At 66.7% G+C, this 21,212-nt stretch carries 19 protein-coding genes, 1 tRNA gene and 1 pseudogene; 18 read left to right on the forward strand and 3 right to left on the reverse strand.

From position 1 onward, the window contains the following. Positions 1-53 precede the first annotated feature (53 nt). The 18 genes and pseudogenes from ACFWIX_RS06390 to ACFWIX_RS06475 all read left to right on the forward strand — a co-directional run bounded on the left by ACFWIX_RS06390 (position 54) and on the right by ACFWIX_RS06475 (position 18,144). On the forward strand, positions 54-1,616 hold the full coding sequence (locus tag ACFWIX_RS06390; RefSeq protein WP_377215276.1) for an ABC transporter ATP-binding protein: 1,563 nt from the start codon (positions 54-56) through the stop codon (positions 1,614-1,616). Continuing rightward, positions 1,609-2,982, forward strand: coding sequence for an ABC transporter permease (locus ACFWIX_RS06395; protein WP_377215277.1), 1,374 nt, complete (start codon positions 1,609-1,611; stop codon positions 2,980-2,982). The genes ACFWIX_RS06390 and ACFWIX_RS06395 overlap by 8 nt, the downstream gene beginning before the upstream one ends. Continuing rightward, a complete protein-coding gene (locus ACFWIX_RS06400; protein WP_377215278.1) occupies positions 2,979-4,298 on the forward strand; it encodes an ABC transporter permease in 1,320 nt (439 codons plus the stop codon). The genes ACFWIX_RS06395 and ACFWIX_RS06400 overlap by 4 nt, the downstream gene beginning before the upstream one ends. 5 nt (positions 4,299-4,303) lie before the next feature. Further along, positions 4,304-4,714, forward strand: coding sequence for a cytidine deaminase (locus ACFWIX_RS06405; protein ID WP_377215279.1), 411 nt, complete (start codon positions 4,304-4,306; stop codon positions 4,712-4,714). Continuing rightward, a complete protein-coding gene (locus ACFWIX_RS06410; RefSeq protein ID WP_377215280.1) occupies positions 4,711-6,027 on the forward strand; it encodes a thymidine phosphorylase in 1,317 nt (438 codons plus the stop codon). The genes ACFWIX_RS06405 and ACFWIX_RS06410 overlap by 4 nt, the downstream gene beginning before the upstream one ends. 7 nt (positions 6,028-6,034) lie before the next feature. Further along, the gene (locus ACFWIX_RS06415) at positions 6,035-6,664 is read left to right on the forward strand and encodes a DedA family protein (protein ID WP_377215281.1); all 630 of its coding nucleotides are present in this window, start codon (positions 6,035-6,037) and stop codon (positions 6,662-6,664) included. A 78-nt stretch (positions 6,665-6,742) separates the two neighbouring features. Further along, a complete protein-coding gene (locus ACFWIX_RS06420) occupies positions 6,743-7,465 on the forward strand; it encodes a DedA family protein (protein ID WP_377215282.1) in 723 nt (240 codons plus the stop codon). Positions 7,466-7,504: 39 nt separating this feature from the next. Continuing rightward, a complete protein-coding gene (locus ACFWIX_RS06425; protein ID WP_377215283.1) occupies positions 7,505-8,656 on the forward strand; it encodes an adenosine deaminase in 1,152 nt (383 codons plus the stop codon). A gap of 58 nt (positions 8,657-8,714) precedes the next feature. Continuing rightward, on the forward strand, positions 8,715-9,302 hold the full coding sequence (locus tag ACFWIX_RS06430) for a MazG nucleotide pyrophosphohydrolase domain-containing protein (protein ID WP_377215509.1): 588 nt from the start codon (positions 8,715-8,717) through the stop codon (positions 9,300-9,302). Between the two features lie 120 nt (positions 9,303-9,422). Further along, positions 9,423-10,703, forward strand: a complete 1,281-nt coding sequence (eno, locus tag ACFWIX_RS06435; RefSeq protein WP_377215284.1) for a phosphopyruvate hydratase — start codon at positions 9,423-9,425, stop codon at positions 10,701-10,703. A gap of 86 nt (positions 10,704-10,789) precedes the next feature. Beyond that, positions 10,790-11,377, forward strand: a complete 588-nt coding sequence (locus ACFWIX_RS06440; protein ID WP_377215285.1) for a septum formation initiator family protein — start codon at positions 10,790-10,792, stop codon at positions 11,375-11,377. A gap of 28 nt (positions 11,378-11,405) precedes the next feature. Next, a complete protein-coding gene (locus ACFWIX_RS06445; protein ID WP_377215286.1) occupies positions 11,406-12,077 on the forward strand; it encodes a DUF501 domain-containing protein in 672 nt (223 codons plus the stop codon). Beyond that, the gene (locus ACFWIX_RS06450) at positions 12,074-13,021 is read left to right on the forward strand and encodes an exopolyphosphatase (protein ID WP_377215287.1); all 948 of its coding nucleotides are present in this window, start codon (positions 12,074-12,076) and stop codon (positions 13,019-13,021) included. Before ACFWIX_RS06445 ends, ACFWIX_RS06450 begins: the two co-directional genes overlap by 4 nt. A gap of 3 nt (positions 13,022-13,024) precedes the next feature. Then, a complete protein-coding gene (locus ACFWIX_RS06455) occupies positions 13,025-14,407 on the forward strand; it encodes a S8 family serine peptidase (protein ID WP_377215288.1) in 1,383 nt (460 codons plus the stop codon). A gap of 72 nt (positions 14,408-14,479) precedes the next feature. Next, positions 14,480-15,928, forward strand: coding sequence for an NAD(P)/FAD-dependent oxidoreductase (locus ACFWIX_RS06460; protein ID WP_377215289.1), 1,449 nt, complete (start codon positions 14,480-14,482; stop codon positions 15,926-15,928). Positions 15,929-16,039: 111 nt separating this feature from the next. After that, positions 16,040-16,423 (forward strand): annotated as a pseudogene (locus ACFWIX_RS06465) (ACT domain-containing protein); the annotation flags it as partial. A 78-nt stretch (positions 16,424-16,501) separates the two neighbouring features. Next, positions 16,502-16,575: transfer RNA gene (locus ACFWIX_RS06470), tRNA-Leu, on the forward strand. Positions 16,576-16,791: 216 nt separating this feature from the next. After that, on the forward strand, positions 16,792-18,144 hold the full coding sequence (locus tag ACFWIX_RS06475; protein WP_377215290.1) for an ABC transporter substrate-binding protein: 1,353 nt from the start codon (positions 16,792-16,794) through the stop codon (positions 18,142-18,144). Positions 18,145-18,383: 239 nt separating this feature from the next. On the opposite strand, the gene ACFWIX_RS06480 is transcribed toward ACFWIX_RS06475, so the two are convergent. The 3 genes from ACFWIX_RS06480 to ACFWIX_RS06490 are packed head-to-tail and all read right to left on the reverse strand — an operon-like array spanning position 18,384 to position 21,204. Beyond that, a complete protein-coding gene (locus ACFWIX_RS06480) occupies positions 18,384-19,157 on the reverse strand; it encodes an ABC transporter ATP-binding protein (RefSeq protein WP_377215291.1) in 774 nt (257 codons plus the stop codon). Beyond that, positions 19,154-20,239, reverse strand: coding sequence for an ABC transporter ATP-binding protein (locus tag ACFWIX_RS06485; protein ID WP_377215292.1), 1,086 nt, complete (start codon positions 20,237-20,239; stop codon positions 19,154-19,156). Before ACFWIX_RS06485 ends, ACFWIX_RS06480 begins: the two co-directional genes overlap by 4 nt. Beyond that, positions 20,236-21,204 (reverse strand): branched-chain amino acid ABC transporter permease, encoded by a 969-nt coding sequence (locus ACFWIX_RS06490; RefSeq protein WP_377215293.1) that lies wholly within the window; start codon positions 21,202-21,204, stop codon positions 20,236-20,238. The genes ACFWIX_RS06485 and ACFWIX_RS06490 overlap by 4 nt, the downstream gene beginning before the upstream one ends. Positions 21,205-21,212 lie beyond the last annotated feature (8 nt).

Below are 21,212 nucleotides of genomic sequence, written 5' to 3' on the forward strand. Positions count from 1 at the left end.
AGCCGCATAGCCCGTCCGGTCGATCACTGGACGCTTCGAGATTGGTCAGAGTTTTGAAACTTGAACTCAGAGGGATCACAAAACGCTTCGGTACCCTGGTCGCCAACGACCACATTGACGTTGTGGTGGAACCCGGGCAGATTCACTGCCTGCTGGGTGAAAACGGTGCCGGCAAATCCACCCTGATGAATGTGCTGTACGGGCTCTACGAGCCCACCGAAGGCGAGATCCTGGTGGACGGGAAGGCCGTATCCTTCCGCGGCCCGGGAGATGCCATGGCAGCGGGCATCGGCATGGTGCACCAGCATTTCATGCTGGTCCCGGTTTTTACGGTGGCCGAGAACGTGGCCCTGGGGGCGGAGCCGACCAAGGCTGCTGGTTTCCTCCACCTGGATGAGACCCGCCGCAGAATCAGGGAGATCTCCGACCAGTACGGCTTCGATGTCGATCCGGACGCCCTGGTGGAAGACCTGCCCGTCGGTGTCCAGCAGCGGGTGGAAATCATCAAGGCCCTGGTCCGCAACGCGAAGGTCCTGATCCTGGACGAGCCCACGGCCGTGCTTACTCCGCAGGAGACGGACCAGCTGCTGGACATCATGCGGCAGTTGAAGGCCGGCGGCACCTCCATCGTCTTCATCTCGCACAAGCTGCGGGAAGTCAAGGAAGTCTCAGACACCATCACGGTGATCCGGCGGGGCAAAGTGGTGGGCACCGCCGAGCCGTCGGCATCCACCACAGACCTGGCATCCATGATGGTGGGCCGCGCCGTCAGCCTGACACTGGACAAGGAGCCGGCGCGCCCCCAGGAAACAACGTTCGAAGTCCGGGACCTCACGGTGGTGGCGGCCAACGGCCAGCACGTGGTGGACGGGCTCAGCTTTTCCATCGCCCGCGGTGAGATCCTGGCTGTGGCCGGTGTCCAAGGCAATGGCCAGACGGAACTGACCGAAGCCATCCTTGGCCTCCAGGACCGGGCCACCGGGTCCATCCGGCTGGACGGGAAGGAACTCCTGGGCCGCAGTGTCAAGGACGTGCTGAATGCCGGCGTCGGTTTCGTTCCCGAAGACCGCAAGGTGGACGGCCTGGTAGGCACCTTCTCCGTAGCTGAAAACCTGGTGCTGGACCTGTACGACAAAGCACCGTATGCCAAGGGCATCAGCATGAGCCCGGCCAAAGTCATGGACAACGCCAAGGCCCGGATCGACGAATTCGACGTCCGGACCCCCTCCGCTGCCGCCGCGGCGGGAACGCTCTCCGGCGGCAACCAGCAGAAGGTTGTCATGGCGCGTGAGCTGTCCCGCCCGCTGCGCCTCTTCATCGCCAGCCAGCCCACCCGCGGCGTGGACGTGGGGTCTATCGAGTTCCTGCACCGCCGGATCGTGGCAGAGCGTGACCAGGGCACTCCTGTCATGATCATCTCCACGGAACTGGACGAGGTCATGGAGCTGGCCGACCGGATCGCGGTGATTTACAAGGGGAAGCTGGTGGGCATCGTCCCGGCCGGCACCGGACGCGATGTATTGGGCCTCATGATGGCCGGCATTCCGCCGGAAGACCACCCGCCCGCGCAGCAGGCCGCAACCTCCGACGACGCCGAAGGAGGCGACCATGTCTGACAAGCACGAACCCAAGCACGTGGCCGGCGGGGAGCCCGCCGCCGCGCACCAGCCGAGCCCGGCTGAGGAGGAGACCGCCGCCGTCGTATCCGTGGATACCGCCGGCGGCGCCATGGAACCTTCGGCCGTTCCAGCCACCGCGCAGAGCGGCGTGCTGCCCGGCCAGCCGGACACGCTCGTGCGGCGGATCTTCACCGGCAGCGGGATGGTCTCCGTCCTTGCCGTGCTCCTGGCACTGATTATCGGCGGACTGCTCATCGCCAGCACCGACAAGCAGGTGGCAGCCACCGGCAGCTACTTCCTTGCCCGCCCCACCGACTTCCTGGCAGCGGTCTGGAACGCGGCCACCGGCTCCTACATTGCGCTGTTCCAGGGTGCGGTCTTCAACCCGCGCGGCGCCAGCGCCGCGGCCCAGTTCGCGCCGTTCATGGAGACGCTGACCATCGCCACCCCGCTGATTACCGCGGGCCTGGGCGTGGCGCTGGCCTTCCGTGCCGGCCTCTTCAACATCGGTGCCCAGGGCCAGATCATCATGGGCGGCATCCTGGCTGCGTGGGTCGGGTTCGCGCTCCACCTGCCCCTTGGCCTGCATCTGCTGCTGGTTCTGGTGGCCGGGATCGCCGGCGGCGCGCTGTGGGGCGGACTGGTAGGCGTACTTAAGGCACGCACCGGCGCACACGAGGTCATCCTGACCATCATGTTCAACTACATCGCGCTGTATTTCCTGCGCTTCCTCATGAGCACGCCCGCATTCCAGCGACCAGGGGAGACCAATCCCATTTCGCCGGTCCTGGACGCCACCGCCGTGTACCCGCAGATCCTGGGCAGCCAGTACCGGCTGCACCTGGGCTTCCTCCTCGCAATCGGTGCCACGCTGCTCGTGTGGTGGCTGCTCAACCGCTCCACCGTGGGCTTCGAGTTCCGCGCCGTGGGAGCCAATCCGAGCGCCGCCCGCACGGCCGGCATCAACGTGTCCCGCTCGACCATCCTGGTGATGGCCATTGCCGGCGCCCTCGCGGGCATGTCCGGAGTGGCCCAGGTTGCCGGCACCGAGAAGGTGCTGACGGACGGTGTGGCCGCCACCTACGGCTTTGACGCGATCACGGTCGCGCTGCTGGGACGTTCGACGCCGTGGGGTACCTTTGCGGCCGGCCTGCTGTTCGGCGCCTTCCGCGCCGGAGCGGTTCAGATGCAGATCCAGACCGGCACCCCCATCGACATCGTCCTGGTGGTCCAGTCTTTGATCGTCCTGTTTATTGCGGCCCCGCCGCTGGTCCGGGCGGTGTTCGGGCTCAACCCCCGGCGCCGCAAGCGCGTCCGCGCCACCACGTCCCGTCAGGCAGCTTCCACCGGAGGTGCAGCATGAGCACGACAGTTACCCCGCCCCGCGCCGAAAAGCCCCAGCCTGACGGACCCGACGGCGGCCCTGCACCGCTGGCGGCCAAACCGGCCACCTGGAAGACGCCTGTCATGCTTTGCGTGCTGGCGCTCGTGGCCCTGGTCTTCTTTGGATTCCTGGCGCCCCGCAGCACGGCAAGTTTCGGCATTTCCACCGGCAGTGACTTCTTTCAGCTGCCCGCCCTGGAAATCAACGCCTTCGCCGCCGGACTGGTGCTCTCCGCCCTCATGGTTGGCCTCGCTGCCTACTCGGTCTACCTCAAGGCCAGGGACCGTTCCGCACCCGGCTGGGCCACCATCCTGTTCACGGTCCTGTTCGTTGCAGCCTTCCTGATCTGGGTGGTGGGCGGGGCCCGCACCCCTAACATCTCCCTTGCGGGCCTGATCGCAGGTTCCGTTACCCTCGCCGTGCCGTTGGTATTCGGCTCACTGTCCGGTGTGCTCTGCGAACGGGTCGGTGTGGTCAACATCGCCATCGAGGGTCAGCTTCTGGGCGGCGCGTTCACCGCAGCCATCGTGGCCACCGTGACGCAGAACCCCTTCATCGGCCTGCTGGCCGCGGCCGTGGCAGGAGCGCTCGTCTCCATGGTGCTGGCACTGTTCAGCATCAAGTACCTGGTGAACCAGATCATCGTCGGCGTGGTGCTGAACGTCCTGGTGTCCGGCGTCACGGGCTTCCTCTTCAGCACGGTGATGCAGGCTGACAAGGCAAAGTTCAACTCACCCCCCGGCCTGGAAATCATTGAGATCCCCGTCCTGTCCGGCATCCCCATCATCGGGCCCATCCTGTTCCGGCAGTCGCTGGTGGGCTACCTGATGTACGTGGCCGTGATCGCCGTCTGGATCGGACTGTTCAAGACCCGCTGGGGCCTTCGGGTCCGCGCCGTGGGCGAGCACCCGCAGGCCGCGGACACGATGGGCATCAACGTGAACCTCACCCGGTTCTGGAATGTCACCCTCGGCGGTGCCGTGGCCGGTATCGGCGGATCGTTCTTCACGCTCGTGGCCATCGACAGCTTCACCAAGGAGATCTCCGGAGGGCGCGGCTTCATCGCCCTTGCCGCGCTGATCTTCGGCCGCTGGAACCCCATCGGCGCGTTCTTCGCCGCACTGCTTTTCGGTTTCGCGGATAACCTGCAGAGCATCGTGACCATTATCGGAACTCCGGTGCCCAGCCAGTTCATGGCCATGCTGCCGTACCTGGTGACCGTGCTGGCGGTGGCAGGACTGGTGGGCAGGTCCCGGGGACCGGCGGCCAGCGGCATCCCGTACGTCAAGGGATGAGCGCCGTGGAAACCTCGCCGCAGGAGGTGGACTGGTCCGCGCTGGCAGCAGCGGCCACCGCGGCCATGCGCAATGCCTACGCACCGTACTCCAGGTTCCCGGTGGGGGCCGCGGCCCTCACCGGTGACGGCCGGATCATCAGCGGCTGCAACGTGGAAAATGCCAGCTACGGCCTGACGCTGTGCGCCGAATGCGCCTTGGTGGGCAACCTCCACATGACCGGCGGCGGCCGGCTGCGAGCCTTCTACTGCGTCGACCGGGAGGGCAACATCCTCATGCCCTGCGGCCGCTGCCGGCAGCTGCTGTATGAATTCCGCGCCCCGGACATGGAACTCATGACCACGCAAGGAATCAAGACCATGGACCAGGTCCTCCCGGACGCCTTCGGTCCCGAACACCTGGAGGGAACCCGATGACCCAGAACCACGCCGAGGCCTTCGACGCCGTGGACATCATCCGCATCAAGCGGGACAAGGGGGCGCTCAGTCCGGAGCAGATCGACTGGACCATTGACGCCTACACCCGCGGGGTGATCGCCGATGAGCAGATGGCGGCGCTGAACATGGCCATCCTGCTCAACGGGATGGACCGCACCGAGATCGCCCGCTGGACTGCCGCGATGATCGCTTCCGGCGAGACCATGGACTTTTCCAGCCTGCGCCGGCCCGACGGCGGCCTGAAGTACACCTCGGACAAGCATTCCACCGGGGGGGTGGGGGACAAGATCACCCTGCCCCTGGCACCGCTGGTGGCCGTGTTTGGCGTTGCCGTTCCGCAGCTCTCGGGCCGGGGCCTGGGCCACACCGGCGGCACGCTGGACAAGCTTGAATCCATTCCAGGCTGGCGCGCGTCACTGACCAATGAGGAAATGCTGGCGCAGCTCCAGGACGTGGGAGCCGTGATCTGCGCCGCGGGCGCGGGGCTGGCGCCTGCGGACAAGAAGCTCTATGCCCTGCGCGATGTCACGGGCACCGTGGAGGCCATTCCGCTGATCGCCTCCTCCATCATGAGCAAGAAGATCGCCGAAGGCACCGGTTCGCTGGTCCTGGACGTAAAGGTGGGCTCCGGGGCCTTCATGAAGGACCAGGCGAAGGCGCGGGAGCTGGCCGAGACCATGGTGGCGTTGGGCAAGGACGCCGGGGTGAACACCGTGGCACTGCTTACCAACATGGACACCCCGCTGGGCCTCACCGCCGGCAACGCCATTGAGGTGGAGGAATCCGTCGAGGTCCTCGCTGGTGGCGGACCGGACGATGTGGTGGAACTGACGGTCCGGCTCGCCGAGGAGATGCTCGCCTGCGCAGGGGTGCACGACGCCGATCCCGCCGCCGCGCTGAAAGACGGCCGGGCCATGGACGTATGGAACCGGATGATCGAGGCCCAGGGCGGCGACCCGCGGGCCAAACTTCCGGTGGCCCGCGAGTCCGAGGTGGTCTACGCCCCTGCCGACGGCGTGCTGGTGGAACTCGATGCCCTCTCCGTGGGCGTGGCTGCCTGGCGCCTTGGCGCCGGCCGTGCCCGCAAGGAGGACGCGGTGCAGGCCGGGGCGGGGGTAAGGATGCACGCCAAGCCCGGAGCCGTGGTGCGGGCCGGCGAGCCGCTGATGACCCTGCTCACCGATACGCCTGAGCGGTTCGCGCGGGCCAAGGAGGCCCTGGAAGGTGCCGTGGTCATCGCCCCGGAAGGCTCACGCCCGGCGCAGCAGCTCATTATCGACCGCATAGCGTAATAGAACCGTGCAGGCCATTAATGACTTCATCCTCGCGGCGGCCGGCCAGCCCTGGGTGCTGGTCCTGGTCCTGGCGTGCTGCATCATTGACGGCTTCTTCCCGCCGATTCCCAGCGAATCGGTGGTGGTGGGCCTTGCCGCCGTCGCGGCCACCGCACAGGTTCCCAATCCCTGGGTCTTGATGCTGGTGGCCGCCGCGGGCGCCTTCTCAGGGGACAATATTGCCTACCTGATCGGCCGCCGGGTGGGCACCACCCGCTGGTCCTGGATGCGCGGTCCCCGGATGCAGGGGGCGTTCCGCTGGGCCGGCCGCGAACTCCGTAAGCGTCCGGCGGCGCTGATCCTTGTGGCGAGGTTCGTCCCCATCGGGCGCGTCGCCGTCAACCTCACCGCCGGCGTCAGCAGCTATCCGCAGACCAGGTTCGTGGGGCTTACGGTGTTGTCTGCCACGCTGTGGGCGGCCTACTCGGTGGGCATCGGCCTGTTCTTCGGCCAGTGGTTCGAGGACAACCACCTGCTGGGCGCCGCGATCGCCATCGTGTGCGCTGTGGCCCTCGGCATCGTGGTGGATGTGGCCGTCAACCGATTCCGGCACAAGCCGCCCATCGTGGAACGGATGAAGGAACCCGAAGCGTAGCGAATCCGGCCTGCCCGTGGGAGACTTAGGGGGCGATTTCCGTCACGTCGACGGCGTTTTTCCGAGAAGCAGGACCGCGTGGATTTTATAAGTGAGGCCGTGCTCCATGCGGCGGGCCAGTGGTGGATCTACCCGGTCCTCCTGCTGTTCTTTTTCGTGGACGGCTTCGCCATGGTGGTGCCCAGCGAAACCCTCATCGTGGCGCTGGCGGCCTTCTCCCGGCAGAGCGGGGAGCCGAACCTCTGGATCCTGGGCGGCACGGCGCTGGTTGGTGCGATCGCCGGCGACAACATGGCGTTCATGCTGGGCCGGCGCATCGGCCTGGACCGCTGGCGGTGGATGCGTCGGCCCAAGGTGCGCCGGGCCTTCGACTGGGCCCGCGGGGAACTGGACAAGCGCGGCGCCGTCCTGATCTTCACCGCCCGCTACATCCCCTGGGGCAGGGTGGCCGTCAACTACGTAGCCGGGAGCACCGGTTTCGGGCACCGCAGGTTCTTCCTCCTGGACGCGTTCGCCTGCCTGACGTGGGTGGGTTACTCCATCGGCATCGGGCTGCTGGCAAGCTCCTTCCACTGGCTGCACGACAGCCCGCTGCTCAGCGCCGGAATCGCCGTGGTGTTCGCCGTCGTCCTGGGCATCGTCATGGACCACACGCTCCGCTGGTGGCACCGCCACCTGTCCCGCAAGGACGCCGAAGAGGTGGACGAATGGCTCGACGGCGGCCCGTCCGGCGCGCTTCATCCGGAACCGGACGAATTCCTCGCCCGGGTTCCGCGGGATGGCAAGCCGGCGCCGGAATAGGCGCTGGCATTGCGCCTGCGCCCACCCTAAGGTGGGTACGTGACTGAGCCTATTGTTGACACCGCCCCCGCCATCGAGTTCGACCTGAAGACCCTGCCGAAGGTCTCGCTGCACGACCACCTGGACGGCGGTCTCCGCCCGGCCACCATCATTGAACTGGCAGCAGCCGTGGGACATACCCTGCCGTCCACCGATCCTGTGGCGCTCGGCGAGTGGTTCCGGGAGTCCGCCGACTCCGGTTCGCTGGTCCGCTACCTGGAAACGTTCGATCACACCATCGCCGTGATGCAGACCCACGAGGGCCTGTACCGCGTGGCAAAGGAGTTCGTGGAGGACCTGGCAGACGACGGCGTGGTCTACGGCGAGGTCCGCTGGGCTCCCGAGCAGCACCTGCAGAAGGGCCTGACGCTGGACGAAGCCGTTGAAGCCGTCCAGGAGGGACTGGAAGCCGGCGTTGAAGCCGTCAGCGACTCCGGCCGCGAAATCCAAGTGGGACAGCTCATCACCGCCATGCGCCACGCGGACCGCGGCCAGGAAATCGCCGAGCTCGCCGTCCGCCACCGCAACAAGGGCGCCGTGGGCTTTGATATCGCCGGCGCCGAGGACGGCTTCCTCCCCGCCCGCTTCCGGGATGCCTTCACCTACCTGGCCCAGCACAACTTCCCGGCGACTGTCCACGCCGGCGAGGCAGCCGGGCTTGAAAGCATCCAGTCCGCCCTGGTGGACGGCCGCGCGCTGCGGCTGGGCCATGGCGTCCGGATCGCCGAGGACATCATGGTGGAGTTCGACGACGACGAGGCCGCCGAAGAGGGCGACGGCGAGGGCAGCATCGGCCTGGTGACCCTCGGAGACCTCTCGAGCTGGGTGCGGGACCGTGGCATCGCCCTGGAAATCTGCCCGTCCTCCAACCTGCAGACCGGTGCCATTGCCGGCTTCGGCGAAGGCATGGAGAGCCACCCGCTGGACATGCTCTACCAGCTGGGCTTCAACGTCACCATCAACACCGACAACCGGCTGATGAGCGGCGTAACCCTCACCGACGAGTTCGACCTCCTGGTGGAGACGTTCGACTACGACCTGGACGACCTGCTGGAGCTGACGCTCAACGCCGCGGAGGCATCCTTCCTGCCGCTGGAGGAGAAGGAAGCGCTGGTGGAGTACATCAACGACGCCTACGCCAACCTTGGCTGAAAGTCCGGTCGAACGCCTGATTCAGGTAATCGCGCAGCTGCGGGAGCACTGCCCGTGGATGGGGGCGCTCACGCACGCCTCCCTGGTGGAGTACCTCCTGGAGGAGGCCTACGAGGTGGCCGAGACCATCGAGGGGGGCCACTCCGACGCCGAGCTGCAGGGGGAACTGGGCGATGTCCTGCTCCAGGTGGTCCTCCACGCCCGCCTCGCGGAGGAACGGGGCGCGTTCACCTTCGACGACGTGGCGCGCGGCCTGGATGCCAAAATGGTCCGGCGCAACCCCCACGTCTTCCGGCCTGACGGCTCGCTGCAGGACAGCTTCCCGGCCACCGTGGCGGAGATCGAGCAGAAGTGGGACGCGGTCAAACGCACCGAGGGGCCGGCGGGCCGCGGCCCTTTCGACGGTATTCCGGATGCGCTGCCGGCCCTGGCCAAGGCGCAGAAGTCGCTGGACCGGGCCGCCCGCGCCGGCCTGGAACTGCCGCCCGCGGCTGCCGCCCCCGCAACGGAAGACGCGCTCGGGGAGCTGCTGTTCGGCGTCGTGCGTTCCGCCCAGGCTGCGGGGCTGGATGCCGAGCGTGCCCTGCGCGGGGCGGTGCGGCGCTACCAGCAGGACCCTGCAAAGCCCGGGCACGCGCCATCATGACGTCCGGGGGCTGGATAGGTTTCCGTAACCTGTACCACTCTGGACTACGCTGGTCCCTGACGAGGACGTCGAATCTTTCTGCCACATTCCCCCGTTAATCGCCCATAAGGAGCAAAATTCATGGCGCTTATCGATGCCATCCACGCCCGCGAGATCCTCGATTCCCGCGGCAACCCCACCGTAGAAGTCGAGGTCCTGCTCTCTGACGGCCAGATCGGCCGCGCAGCCGTCCCCTCCGGCGCCTCCACCGGCGAGCACGAAGCCGTGGAACTGCGCGACGGCGACAAGGGCCGTTACCTCGGCAAGGGCGTCCAGAAGGCCGTTGACGCCATCATCGACCAGATCGCTCCGGCCCTCACCGGCTTCGACGCCACCGACCAGCGCAGCATCGACCAGGCCATGCTGGACCTGGACGGCACCCCCAACAAGGGCAAGCTCGGCGCCAACGCCATCCTGGGCGTGTCCCTGGCCGTCGCCAACGCCGCCGCCGCCTCCGCCGACCTGCCGCTGTACAAGTACCTCGGCGGTCCCAACGCGCACGTGCTGCCCGTGCCGCTGATGAACATCCTCAACGGCGGCTCACACGCCGACTCCGACGTTGATATCCAGGAGTTCATGATCGCCCCCATCGGGGCCGAGACCTTCTCCGAGGGCCTGCGCTGGGGTGTTGAGGTTTACCACAACCTCAAGTCCGTCCTGAAGGACAAGGGCCTGTCCACGGGCCTGGGCGACGAGGGCGGCTTCGCCCCGAACCTGCCGTCAAACCGTGCCGCACTGGACCTGATCCAGGAAGCCATCAAGAACGCCGGCTACACCCCGGGCAAGGACATCGCCCTGGCCCTGGACGTCGCCTCCTCCGAGTTCTTCAAGGACGGTGCCTACCAGTTCGAAGGCAAGTCCCTGTCCGCCACCGAGATGAGCGCCTACTACGCCGAGCTCGTGGCCGACTACCCGCTGGTGTCCATCGAGGACCCGCTGGACGAGAACGACTGGGACGGCTGGAAGACCCTCACCGACACCATCGGCGACAAGGTCCAGCTGGTGGGCGACGACCTCTTCGTTACCAACCCGTCCATCCTGCAGCGCGGCATCGACACGAAGACCGCCAACTCCCTGCTGGTCAAGGTGAACCAGATCGGATCGCTCACCGAAACGCTCGACGCCGTCAGCCTGGCCCAGCGCGCCGGCTTCACCACCATCACCTCGCACCGCTCCGGCGAGACCGAGGACACCACCATCGCCGACATCTCGGTGGCCACCAACGCCGGCCAGATCAAGACCGGCGCCCCGGCCCGCTCCGAGCGCGTGGCCAAGTACAACCAGCTGCTGCGCATCGAGGAAGAGCTCGACGATGCCGCACGCTACGCCGGCCGCAGCGCCTTCCCGCGTTTCAAGGGCTAGTAGCCGAGCCTGCACCGCAACGGTGGCTATGGTTGAAAGACCATAGCCACCGTTGCTGTTTTGGCAGCTGCGTTTTCAGGAGTGTCATGGCTACCCGCCGTCCCAAAGTCCCAAAGATTGCACCGTCCCGTCCTGCCTCGGAATCCCCGGATGGTGCCGACGTTATTCGGGCGGACTTCGGCGCCGGCAAGGCCCCGGAGGAAACATCGGAGAGCGGTCCCGGCGCCGCCGGCGGCAGTAGTCCTGCCGCGCCGGCCGCCCCGCCCGCGGAAGAGGCGCAGCCGGTGCCCGCCAAGGCGTTCTCCGGACGCATGCTGGCCCTCGCCGTCGTCATGATTGCCATCACCATCATGCTGGCGCCCACCGTCAAAGTGTTCTTCGACAAACGGGCCGAAATCGACGCCCTGAACGCCGACATCGCTGCCCGCGAAGCCGAGGGCGACGCCCTGCGCCGGCAGGTGTCGCGGTGGCAGGACCCCAATTACGTGAAGCAGCAGGCCCGCGACCGCATTAACATGGTTATGCCGGGGGAAACCGGCTACTGGGTTTTCGGCAGCGATCTGCCAGCCGGAGAAAGCAGTAGCCAGCCCGGCGCAGCAGCAGCACAAGACCCCGCCGATCTGCCGTGGGTGGATTCCCTGTGGGAGTCCGTCCGGCGCGCGGCCACAGACTGAACCGCAACAGGAAGGACGGCCCGCGACGATGGAACACACCACGGCAGCCGCCCGGGAAGAATCCCGCCAACCATCTGCCCGCGACCTCGAAGTACTGAGTCGGCAGCTGGGACGGCCGGTCCGCGACGTGGTGGAGATTCCGGCGCGCTGCGTCTGCGGCAACCCCCTCGTGGCCGCCACGGCACCGCGGCTGGGCAACGGCACACCGTTTCCCACCACCTTCTACCTCACTCACCCCGTGATCACGTCCGCGGTGTCCCGGCTCGAAGCCGCTGGTGTCATGAACGAGATGAACGGGCGCCTCGCCGAAGACCAGGACCTGGCAGGCTCCTACCATTCGGCGCACGAGGCCTACCTGGCCGCCCGGCAGGCCATCGGCGAACGCTGCGGCACCGGCGCTGTTCCGGAGATCGACGGCATTTCCGCCGGCGGAATGCCCACCCGCGTCAAATGCCTCCACGTCCTGGTGGGCCATTCACTCGCTGCCGGCCCCGGCGTGAACCCGCTCGGTGACGAAGCCCTGGACCTCATCAGCGAGTGGTGGACCAGGGACCGCTGCTACTGCGACGGCGCCTGGGACACCAGCGGTGAAGCACCCTCCCGCGACCTGAGCCGCCATGGACCCCAGGGGTTGCCGGACATCGTGGGCCGTCCCGCGCCCGTCCGCAAGTCGGCCGGCCCGGCAGGAGCCGCCGAATGACCCGCGTCGCTGCCATCGACTGCGGCACCAACTCCATCCGCCTGCTCATCGCGGACATCGATCGCAGCAGCGGCAGCCCTGTCCTCACCGATGTGGTCCGCGAAATGCGCGTGGTCCGGCTGGGCCAAGGCGTGGACGCCACCGGCGAGCTGGCCCGCGAGGCGCTCGAGCGCACGTTCGCCGCCACCGCCGCCTACGGGCAGCTGATCAAGGAGCACGGCGCGGAGAAAATCCGGTTCGCCGCCACCTCGGCAACCCGGGACGCCCGCAACCGGCAGGTCTTCGTGGACGGCATCCGCGACCTCCTGGGCGTCGAACCCGAAGTGATCTCCGGGGAAGAGGAAGCGGCCCTGTCCTTCGCGGGGGCCAGCAGCGTCCTGCCTGTCCTGGACGGGCAGCAGGTCCTGGTGGTCGACCTTGGCGGCGGCAGCACGGAATTCGTGCTGGGCACGGCCGACGGCGTCACCGCGGCGAAGTCTGTGGACATCGGCTGCGTCCGGCTCACCGAGCGGCACCTTGCCGACGACCCGCCCACCGCGGACCAGATAGCCGCCGCGGAAGCCGACGTGGACGCAGCCATCGCCCGCGCCCGGGAAGACGTTCCCCTGGAGCAGGCCACCGCCGTCGTGGGCGTTGCCGGCTCCGTCACCACCATCACCGCCCACGCCCTGCGGCTCCCGGAATATTCCCCGGACGCCATCCATGGTGCCGAACTCCCGCTTGCCGAAGTGAGCGAGGCCGCCGCGGAGCTGCTCCGGATGCCCCGCGCGGACCGGGCAGCGTTGCCGTATATGCACCCTGGCCGGGTTGACGTCATCGGCGCCGGGGGACTGGTATGGCGGCGCGTCCTCGAACAGCTGGGCGCGCTGACCGGGGGCCGGATCTCCACGGCCACGGCCAGCGAGCATGACATCCTCGACGGCATTGCGCTGAGCATCGGCTGACCCATGGCGATTTTCAACGGGGCGACCGCTGCGCTTGGCAAGGCAGCCACGGCGCTGCTGGTCATGCTGCTGTCCGGCCTCTTCGTCGCGGCCGGCGTGACCACAGCCCCGGCTGCGCGGGCGGACGAATGGCGGGACAAACAGTATTGGCTGAAGGAAACCGGGATCACCGAGGCCTGGAAGGTTTCCAAGGGCGCGGGTGTGAAGGTGGCCGTGATCGACAGCGGCGTGGACGCCAAGCACCCGGACCTCAAGGGCGCCGTTTCCGGCGGCTTTGACGCATCCGGCTCGGGCGAGGCAGACGGGCAGAAGAGCATCGGGGCGAAGCCCGAACATGGCACCTTGGTGGCCACCATCCTGGCCGGACGCGGGCACCAGCCCAAGGACGCCTCGCCCAGCCCCGTCCCGAAAACCGGGGCAGCTGGCCCGGACGGCATGGTGGGGGTGGCCCCCGAAGCCGAGATCCTTTCCGTCTCCACGTGGCTGGGCTCGCCCAACCCGTCGGGCAAGAGCGACCAGGACCAGATTCCCGAGGCCGTACGCTGGGCGGTGGATAACGGTGCCAAGGTCATCAACATTTCACTGGGCAGCACCACGCCGCAGTGGCCGCAAAGCTGGGACGCCGCGTTCTTGTACGCCGAGCAGAAGGACGTGGTCATCGTGGCGGCGGCCGGCAACCGGGTGGGCGGAAACGTCCAGGTGGGCGCGCCCGCAACCATTCCCGGTGTGCTGACCGTGGCTGGCCTGGACCGCAAGGGCGTTGCCAGCGTGGACGCCTCCTCGCAGGGCATCAGCATCGGTGTGGCGGCCCCGGCTGAGGACTTGATAGGGGGGCTTCCCGGCGGCGGCTACGCCGAATGGGAGGGCACCTCGGGCTCCGCCCCCATGGTGGCGGGTGTGGCTGCCCTGATCAGGTCCAAGTGGCCTGAGATGAGCGCCGAGCAGGTCATCAACCGCATCGTTGCCACGGCCAAGGATGCCGGCCCGTCCGGCAAAGACCCGCTCTACGGGTTCGGCGTGCTGGACGCGGCGGCAGCATTGAAGGATGACGTTCCCGAGGTTTCGGCGAACCCGCTCGGAAGCATCGCCGAGTGGATCCGGGTGCACCGGCGCGGCAACCTCTCCACGCCCGTTCCGCTGCCCACCGCGGAGGTGCCCAGTGCCGTCCCCACCCTTCCCGAGGCCACGGTGCCCGCAGTCAAGGCGCCGTCCCCGCGCGACTCGGCCGTCGGCGCCGCCGTCGTGATCGGCTTTTCGGTGCTCTTCGTGGCAATCATCGCGGCAGCGGCCGTACAGCTTCGCCGCGCCGCCAAGGACCCGTCGCTGACGCGGGAGGAGCCGGCCACCGGTGCCGTGGAGAAGGTGGATTCGCCGGGCAAATCCTAGGCATTCCCGGGCTTTTCCCGGCCCACGGTCCCGCTAGTGAAGATTTTCACAAACTGTTGTATCGTTTAATACATGGCAACCACACCAGAGCTCCAGGACCGTCCCCGGGTACTCGTCGTCGGCGGCGGGTACGTCGGCCTGTACGTAGCACTCAAACTGCAGAAGAAGATCGCGAATGCCGGTGGCATCGTCACCCTCGTGGATCCACTGCCCTACATGACTTACCAGCCCTTCCTCCCCGAGGTGGCAGGTGGCAACATCGAGGCACGCCACGCAGTGGTCTCCCACCGCCAGCACCTCAAGCAGACTGAACTCATCCAGGGCCGCGTGACCTCGATCGACCACGCGAACCGCACCGCTGTCGTGGCTCCCGCGGACGGCGGCGAACACTTCGAGGTTCCCTACTTCGACGTCGTCCTCGCAGCCGGCGCCATCACCCGTACCTTCCCCATCAAGGGCCTCGCGGACAAGGGCATCGGCCTGAAGACCATCGAGGAAGCCGTTGCACTGCGCAACAAGGTGCTGGAGCGCATCGAGGTTGCGTCCACCATGACGGACGCTGCTGAGCGCGCCAAAGCCCTCACCTTCGTGGTGGTGGGCGGCGGATTCGCAGGCATCGAATGCATCACCGAGATGGAGGACCTGGCCCGCGCCGCGGTCCGCAACAACCCCCGCGTCAAGCAGGAGGAAGTCCGCTTTGTCCTGGTCGAGGCCATGGGCCGCATCATGCCCGAAGTCACCGCTTCCCAGGCCGAATGGGTCGTGGAGCACCTGCGCAGCCGCGGCATCGAGGTGCTGCTGAACACCTCCCTGGACAGCGCCGAGGGCTCCCTCAAGCTCATCAACCTGCCGGACAAGACCCCCGCCCAGGAATTCGAAGCGGACACCCTCGTCTGGACTGCTGGCGTTCAGGCCAACCCGATGGTCCGTTCCACCGACTTCCCGCTGGAACCCCGCGGGCGCGTCCGCGTCCTTCCGGACCTCCGCATCGGCGGCGACGAAGGCATCGTGGATAACGCCTGGGCAGCCGGCGACATCGCCGCGGTTCCGGACCTTACGGGCAAGGGCCTGCCGGACGGCACCTGCGTACCCAACGCGCAGCACGCGCTGCGCCAGGCCAAGCGCCTGGCCAAGAACCTGTGGGCATCCCGCTGGGACAAGCCGATGAAGGACTACAAGCACAAGAACCTGGGTGCCGTGGCTGGTTTCGGCGAGTGGAAGGGCGTTGCCAACATCAACCTGCTGGGCCGCATCGGCCTCAAGGGACCCCTGGCCTGGCTGGCCCACCGTGGCTACCACGGCATGGCCATGCCCACGTTCGAGCGCAAGTTCCGCGTGGTCCTGAACTGGATCATCGCATTCTTCGCCGGCCGCGACACGACGCAGCTGATGGACCTGGACAACCCGCGCGGCGCTTTCGTGGCCGCGGCCACCCCGGCCCCCAAGCCGGCTGCTGCCCCCGAGCCCGCAGCGGCGGCTCCCGCCGGGGCCAAGGAATCGGTGCCGGCCAACGCCAAGTAGCCCGGCTCCCTTCTTGAGCGCCCGACGGCGGCCGTCCCCATTGCCGGGACGGCCGCCGTCACGCTTTACCGGGGGAGTCCGCTGCCGCGGCGCCCGTCCTAGACTTTTCCCATGAGCGGCGAAATGAACCTCCAGGCCCTGCTGGCCGGCCTGCGGCCGGTGCAGCGCGACGGTGAGTACGTGTACGTCCTGTGGCCGCACGGCCGGCCGCTGACTCCCGGCATCGAGGCGGCCGTCCGCGAAGCCGAAGGCCTGACGGTTGTCCTCCCGCGGTCCGTCGCGGACGCCGAAGGACTCAGTTACGACTTTGTGGCCGCCTGGATCACCCTGGAGGTACATTCTGCGCTGGAGGCCGTAGGCCTCACTGCCGCGGTCAGCAGGGCGCTCACGCAGGCCGGGATCAGCTGCAATGTGCTGGCCGGGTTCCACCACGACCACCTGCTGGTGCCTGTCGCGGACGCGCCCCGCGCCCTTGAAGAGCTTGCCGCGCTCTCCGCCCGGAACCGCGGTCCGAAGAGTGTGGCCGGCTGAAAACGATGACGGGGCTCTGTGTCGGGATACCATTGTTGCGGCGCCCCAGTAGCCCAATTGGCAGAGGCATCGGACTTAAAATCCGCGTGTTGTGGGTTCGAGTCCCACCTGGGGTACAAACGAAAAAGCCCGGGAAAGCGCGCCCGGAAGTGAAAGCCGTCCGCTGTGCGGGCGGCTTTCGGCGTTTAATTCCGCATAGGCAACGACTGTTATAAGGATGTGACCTCAATCACTTATTTTCGGCGGCAAATTACATTAGCTTGAACCTGATCAGGAATACCTGATTTTTCGCGTCAAAGGCCGTTCGCACCTTTAGATCGAGGAGCTAGTTCATGACATTATTTCCCCAGGCGGGAACCCGCGTTGCCAAGCTGACAGCGCTTGGCATCGGCGTTGCCTTTATGGCAACGGCTTGCGGCGGTTCGTCCACACCCACGGCGTCCGAGACCGCCTCCGAAGCTGCGGCAGGCATTGCGTGCCCCGCACCTGAAGGCACCGGTGGCGCGGCAGCGAGCCAGGCTCCGGCCCCCGCATCGGTTCCGCCCTCAGGCACCACCACCGATAAGCCTTTGAAGATCGGTTCACTGCTGCCCACCACGGGCTCCCTGGCCTTCCTGGGCCCGCCCGAAATCGCAGGCGTCAACCTTGGTGTCGATGAAGTCAACAAGGCTGGCGGCGTCCTGGGCAAGCCCATCCACGTAATCCACCGCGACTCGGGCGACACCAAGACGGACATCGCCACCCAGTCCACTTCTGCACTCCTGGGCCAGGGCGTGAGCGCCATCATCGGTGCCGCATCGTCCGGTGTGTCCAAGACGGTCATCAATCAGATCACCGGCGCAGGCGTGATCCAGTTCTCCCCGGCGAACACGTCCCCGGACTTCACCACCTGGGATGACAAGGGCCTGTACTGGCGTACTGCCCCGTCCGACGTGCTGCAGGGCAAGGTCCTGGGCAACTACATGGCCACCTGTGGCGCCCAGACCGTGGGGCTGATCGTCCTCAACGATGCCTACGGCACGGGCCTGGCCAAGAACATCAAGTCGGCCTTCGAATCCGCCGGCGGCAAGGTCGTCGCCGAGGAGCTCTTCAATGAGGGCGACACCCAGTTCAGCAGCCAGGTGGACAAGGTCATTGCTGCCAAGCCGGACGCCATTGCCCTGATCACCTTCGACCAGGCCAAGAGCATCGTTCCGCTGATGACCGGCAAGGGCGTCAAGCCCACGCAGCTGTTCATGGTGGACGGCAACACGTCCGACTACAGCAAGGACTTCAAGGCCGGCACGCTGAAGGGCGCGCAGGGCACCATCCCGGGCACGTTCGCCAAGGAGGACTTCAAGAAGAAGCTGCTGGCGATCGATCCGGCCCTGAAGGACTACAGCTACGCCGGTGAGTCCTACGACGCCGTCAACCTGATCTCACTGGCTTCGGAAGCCGCCAAGAGCACCAAGGGCGTGGACATCGCCGCGAAGCTCAAGGAAGTTTCCGAAGGCGGCGAGAAGTGCACCTCCTACGCAGGCTGTGTCACCCTCCTCCGCGACGGCAAGGACATCGATTACGACGGCCAGTCCGGCCCCGTAACGTTCTCCGACGCCGGTGACCCCACCGAGGCGTACATTGGCATCTACGAGTACCAGGATGACAACACGTACAAGGCAGTCAAGGAAGAATTCGGCAAGCTGTAAAGCCCCTTCCTGAACGATCAAGAGGCCCCCGTCCAGCCGGACGGGGGCCTCTTGCTTCCCTTCTCGGGCGGCGGTTTCGGACATCCGCCGTGGTTTCGGTAATAGGCTGCGCGGGTCCGCGGTGCGCATGTCCAAAACCGGCGCGAAAACCTGCTGGGCTTGTTGGGCCCGGCCACGAAAAAGGGGCCGCCACCTCGCGGTGACGGCCCCTGATGCGGTTTCCCGGCTTCGGGGGAGGGCTAGTCGACGGTGTCGGCCAGCGTCCCCAGGTAGAGCTGGATGACCTTGGGGTCCTTCATGAGCTCCCGGCCGGTTCCCGTGTACGCGTCCTTGCCCTGGTCCAGGACGTAGGCGCGGTCGCAGATCTGCAGGCAGCGGCGGGCGTTCTGCTCCACCATGATCACCGACACGCCGGCCCGGTTGATCTCGTGGACCCTAAGGAACGTCTCGTCCTGCTTGACGGGGGAGAGGCCGGCGGAGGGCTCGTCCAGCAGCAGCACCGCCGGATCCATCATCAGAGCCCGCCCCATGGCAACCATCTGTCGTTCACCGCCGGAGAGCGAGCCAGCGCGCTGTGCACGGCGCTTGCCCAACTCCGGGAAGAGACCCGTGACGAAGTCGAACCGCTCGGCGAAGTCCTTGGGCCGCTGGAACATCCCCATCTGCAGGTTTTCCTCGATGGACAGCGTGGCGAACACGTTGTTGGTCTGCGGAACGAAACCCACTCCGCGGGTCACGAGCTTGTTGGCCTTCAGCCCCGTGATGTCCTGGCCCCGCACCACCACGGTGCCGGAGTGGACCTTGACCAGTCCGAACATGGCTTTCAACAGCGTGGACTTGCCCGCGCCGTTGGGTCCGATGATGCCGATCAGCTCGCCCTTCCGGGCTTCGATGCTGCAGCCGTTCAGGATGTTTACGCCGGGCAGGTAGCCGGCCACCAAGTCAGTGACCTTGACCACCGAGTCGCCATCGCTGACGGGATGTGCGGCCGGTGCCGCGCTGGTGCTGCTCATTGGCTGTCCTTCTCTGTCGGGCCCGTTTCCGTGCTTCCGTGCCGTCCGCGGCGCGGGTCGTGCGTGCCGCGTTCCTCCGGCGCCTCGTCGGTCTCCGCCTCAACGACGTCAACGGAGATGATGCCAGCGTTCTCGGTCCCCACAATGGATTCCTCGTCGGCCACCAATTCGGCCGCAAGTTCCTTGATGCCTTCGGTATCGCCAAGGTCCACGTCGTGGTGCGCGCCAAGGTACGCGTCGATAACGGCCGGGTTCTTCATGACCTCGCCCGGAGGGCCCTCGGCCACCACCTTGCCTTCGGCCATGACCACTACCCAGTCGGCGATGTGCCGCACCATGTGCATGTCGTGCTCGACGAACAGGACCGTCATGCCCTCGGCCTTCAGGTTCTTGATGTGGTCCAGCAGGGACTGGGTCAGTGCCGGGTTCACGCCGGCCATCGGCTCGTCCAGCATGACCAGCTTGGGCCGGACCATCAGGGAGCGGGCCATTTCGAGAAGCTTTCGCTGGCCGCCGGAGAGGGACGCCGCGTAGTCGTCCTTCTTGGCATCCAGTTTGAACTTCTCCAGCAGGACATTGGCTTCTTCCGTGATCTGCTTCTCCCGGCCGCCCCAGATGCCCTTGAACAGGGCTTTGGACAGCCTCTCGCCGGGCTGGTTCGAGGCTCCGAGCCGCATGTTTTCCATGACCGTCAGCTTGCCCATCACCTTGGTCAGCTGGAAGGTGCGGACCATGCCCATGCGTGCCACCTTGTAGGGCGAAACGCCGGCCAGGCTCTTGCCTTCGAACTGCCACTTTCCGGTATTGGGCGTGTCAAAGCCCGTCAGCAGGTTGAACAGGGTGGTCTTTCCGGCACCGTTGGGTCCGATCAGCGCAGTGATCTTGTGGCGGGGGATCTCCAGGTATTCGACGTCCACCGCGTTAATACCGCCGAAGCTGCGGGTCACGTTTTCCGCAACCACGATCGGATCGCGTTTCTTGCAGCCCGGGGCGGTCTCGCCGGCCGCAATGGGCCGGGTATCCGTCATGTAGTCCGGCTCTGCGCCGGACGGGGTTGTGGGTTCTTCGCTGTGCATGCTCATGCGAACGCCAGCTCCTTCTTGTTTCCAAAAACACCCTGTGGCCGGAAGATCATCAGCAGCATCAGTGCCACACCCACCAGGATGTAACGCAGCTGACCGGCCTGGACGGTGTTCAGCCAGGTGATGGCACCTGATTCGATCAGCCCGTAGAGGACGCCCTGGGTCAGCGACAGGACCACCCAGAAGATCATGGCGCCGATGACGGGTCCCAGCACGGTGCCCAGCCCGCCCAGAAGCAGGCAGGTGTAGAGGAAGAACGTCAGTTCGGTCCCGTAGTTGGCCGGCTGCACCGCTCCGCGGGGGAGGGTGAAGATCATGCCGGCCAGTGCGCCGAGCACACCGCCGATGATCAGGGCCTGCATCTTGTAGGCGTAGACGTTCTTGCCCAGGGAGCGGACCGCGTTTTCGTCCTCACGGATGCCCTTGAGGACGCGGCCCCACGGGCTGCGCATCAGGAGCCACACGAGCAGGCAACACACGGCAACGAGGACCCAGCCCACCACGCGGATGAAGAAGTCCCGGTTGTTCATACCGAAGTAGTCGCCGTCCGGGAACGGGTTCATCGCGTAGAACCCGCCTTCGAACGCGGCGAGGCCGTTGGCCGAACCGGTTACGGACGTCAGCTGGTTGGTAGTGACGATGTACCGCACGATTTCCGCAGCGGCGATGGTGACGATGGCGAGGTAGTCAGCGCGCAGGCGCAGGGTGGGAATACCCAACAGGAGCGCGAAGATCGCGGCGGCGACGATGGCGATCAGCAGTCCCACGAAGAAGGGGACGCCGAAGGTCAAGGTGGAGATGGCGAACGCGTAGGCTCCCATCGCCATGAAGCCGGCCTGGCCGAAGTTCAACAGGCCGGAGTAGCCGAAGTGGACGGCGAGGCCCAGGGCGGCAAGTGCGTAGGCGGCCGTCGTGGGGCTGAAAATTTCGCCGGCGGCGCTGGCAAGAATGAATCCAAAGTCCATGGTTCTCT

The sequence above is a fragment of the Pseudarthrobacter sp. NPDC058362 genome (assembly GCF_042723515.1).
Lineage (GTDB): Bacteria > Actinomycetota > Actinomycetes > Actinomycetales > Micrococcaceae > Arthrobacter.

Coding starts and splice junctions, on each gene's coding strand:
- ACFWIX_RS06395 (WP_377215277.1), top strand. CDS start 1,609: ATGTCTGACAAGCACGAACCCAAGCACGTGGCCGGCGGGGAGCCCGCC.
- ACFWIX_RS06400 (WP_377215278.1), top strand. CDS start 2,979: ATGAGCACGACAGTTACCCCGCCCCGCGCCGAAAAGCCCCAGCCTGAC.
- ACFWIX_RS06410 (WP_377215280.1), top strand. CDS start 4,711: ATGACCCAGAACCACGCCGAGGCCTTCGACGCCGTGGACATCATCCGC.
- ACFWIX_RS06430 (WP_377215509.1), top strand. CDS start 8,715: ATGGGGGCGCTCACGCACGCCTCCCTGGTGGAGTACCTCCTGGAGGAG.
- eno (WP_377215284.1), top strand. CDS start 9,423: ATGGCGCTTATCGATGCCATCCACGCCCGCGAGATCCTCGATTCCCGC.
- ACFWIX_RS06440 (WP_377215285.1), top strand. CDS start 10,790: ATGGCTACCCGCCGTCCCAAAGTCCCAAAGATTGCACCGTCCCGTCCT.
- ACFWIX_RS06445 (WP_377215286.1), top strand. CDS start 11,406: ATGGAACACACCACGGCAGCCGCCCGGGAAGAATCCCGCCAACCATCT.
- ACFWIX_RS06450 (WP_377215287.1), top strand. CDS start 12,074: ATGACCCGCGTCGCTGCCATCGACTGCGGCACCAACTCCATCCGCCTG.
- ACFWIX_RS06455 (WP_377215288.1), top strand. CDS start 13,025: ATGGCGATTTTCAACGGGGCGACCGCTGCGCTTGGCAAGGCAGCCACG.
- ACFWIX_RS06460 (WP_377215289.1), top strand. CDS start 14,480: ATGGCAACCACACCAGAGCTCCAGGACCGTCCCCGGGTACTCGTCGTC.
- ACFWIX_RS06475 (WP_377215290.1), top strand. CDS start 16,792: ATGACATTATTTCCCCAGGCGGGAACCCGCGTTGCCAAGCTGACAGCG.
- ACFWIX_RS06480 (WP_377215291.1), bottom strand. CDS start 19,157: ATGAGCAGCACCAGCGCGGCACCGGCCGCACATCCCGTCAGCGATGGC.
- ACFWIX_RS06485 (WP_377215292.1), bottom strand. CDS start 20,239: ATGAGCATGCACAGCGAAGAACCCACAACCCCGTCCGGCGCAGAGCCG.
- ACFWIX_RS06490 (WP_377215293.1), bottom strand. CDS start 21,204: ATGGACTTTGGATTCATTCTTGCCAGCGCCGCCGGCGAAATTTTCAGC.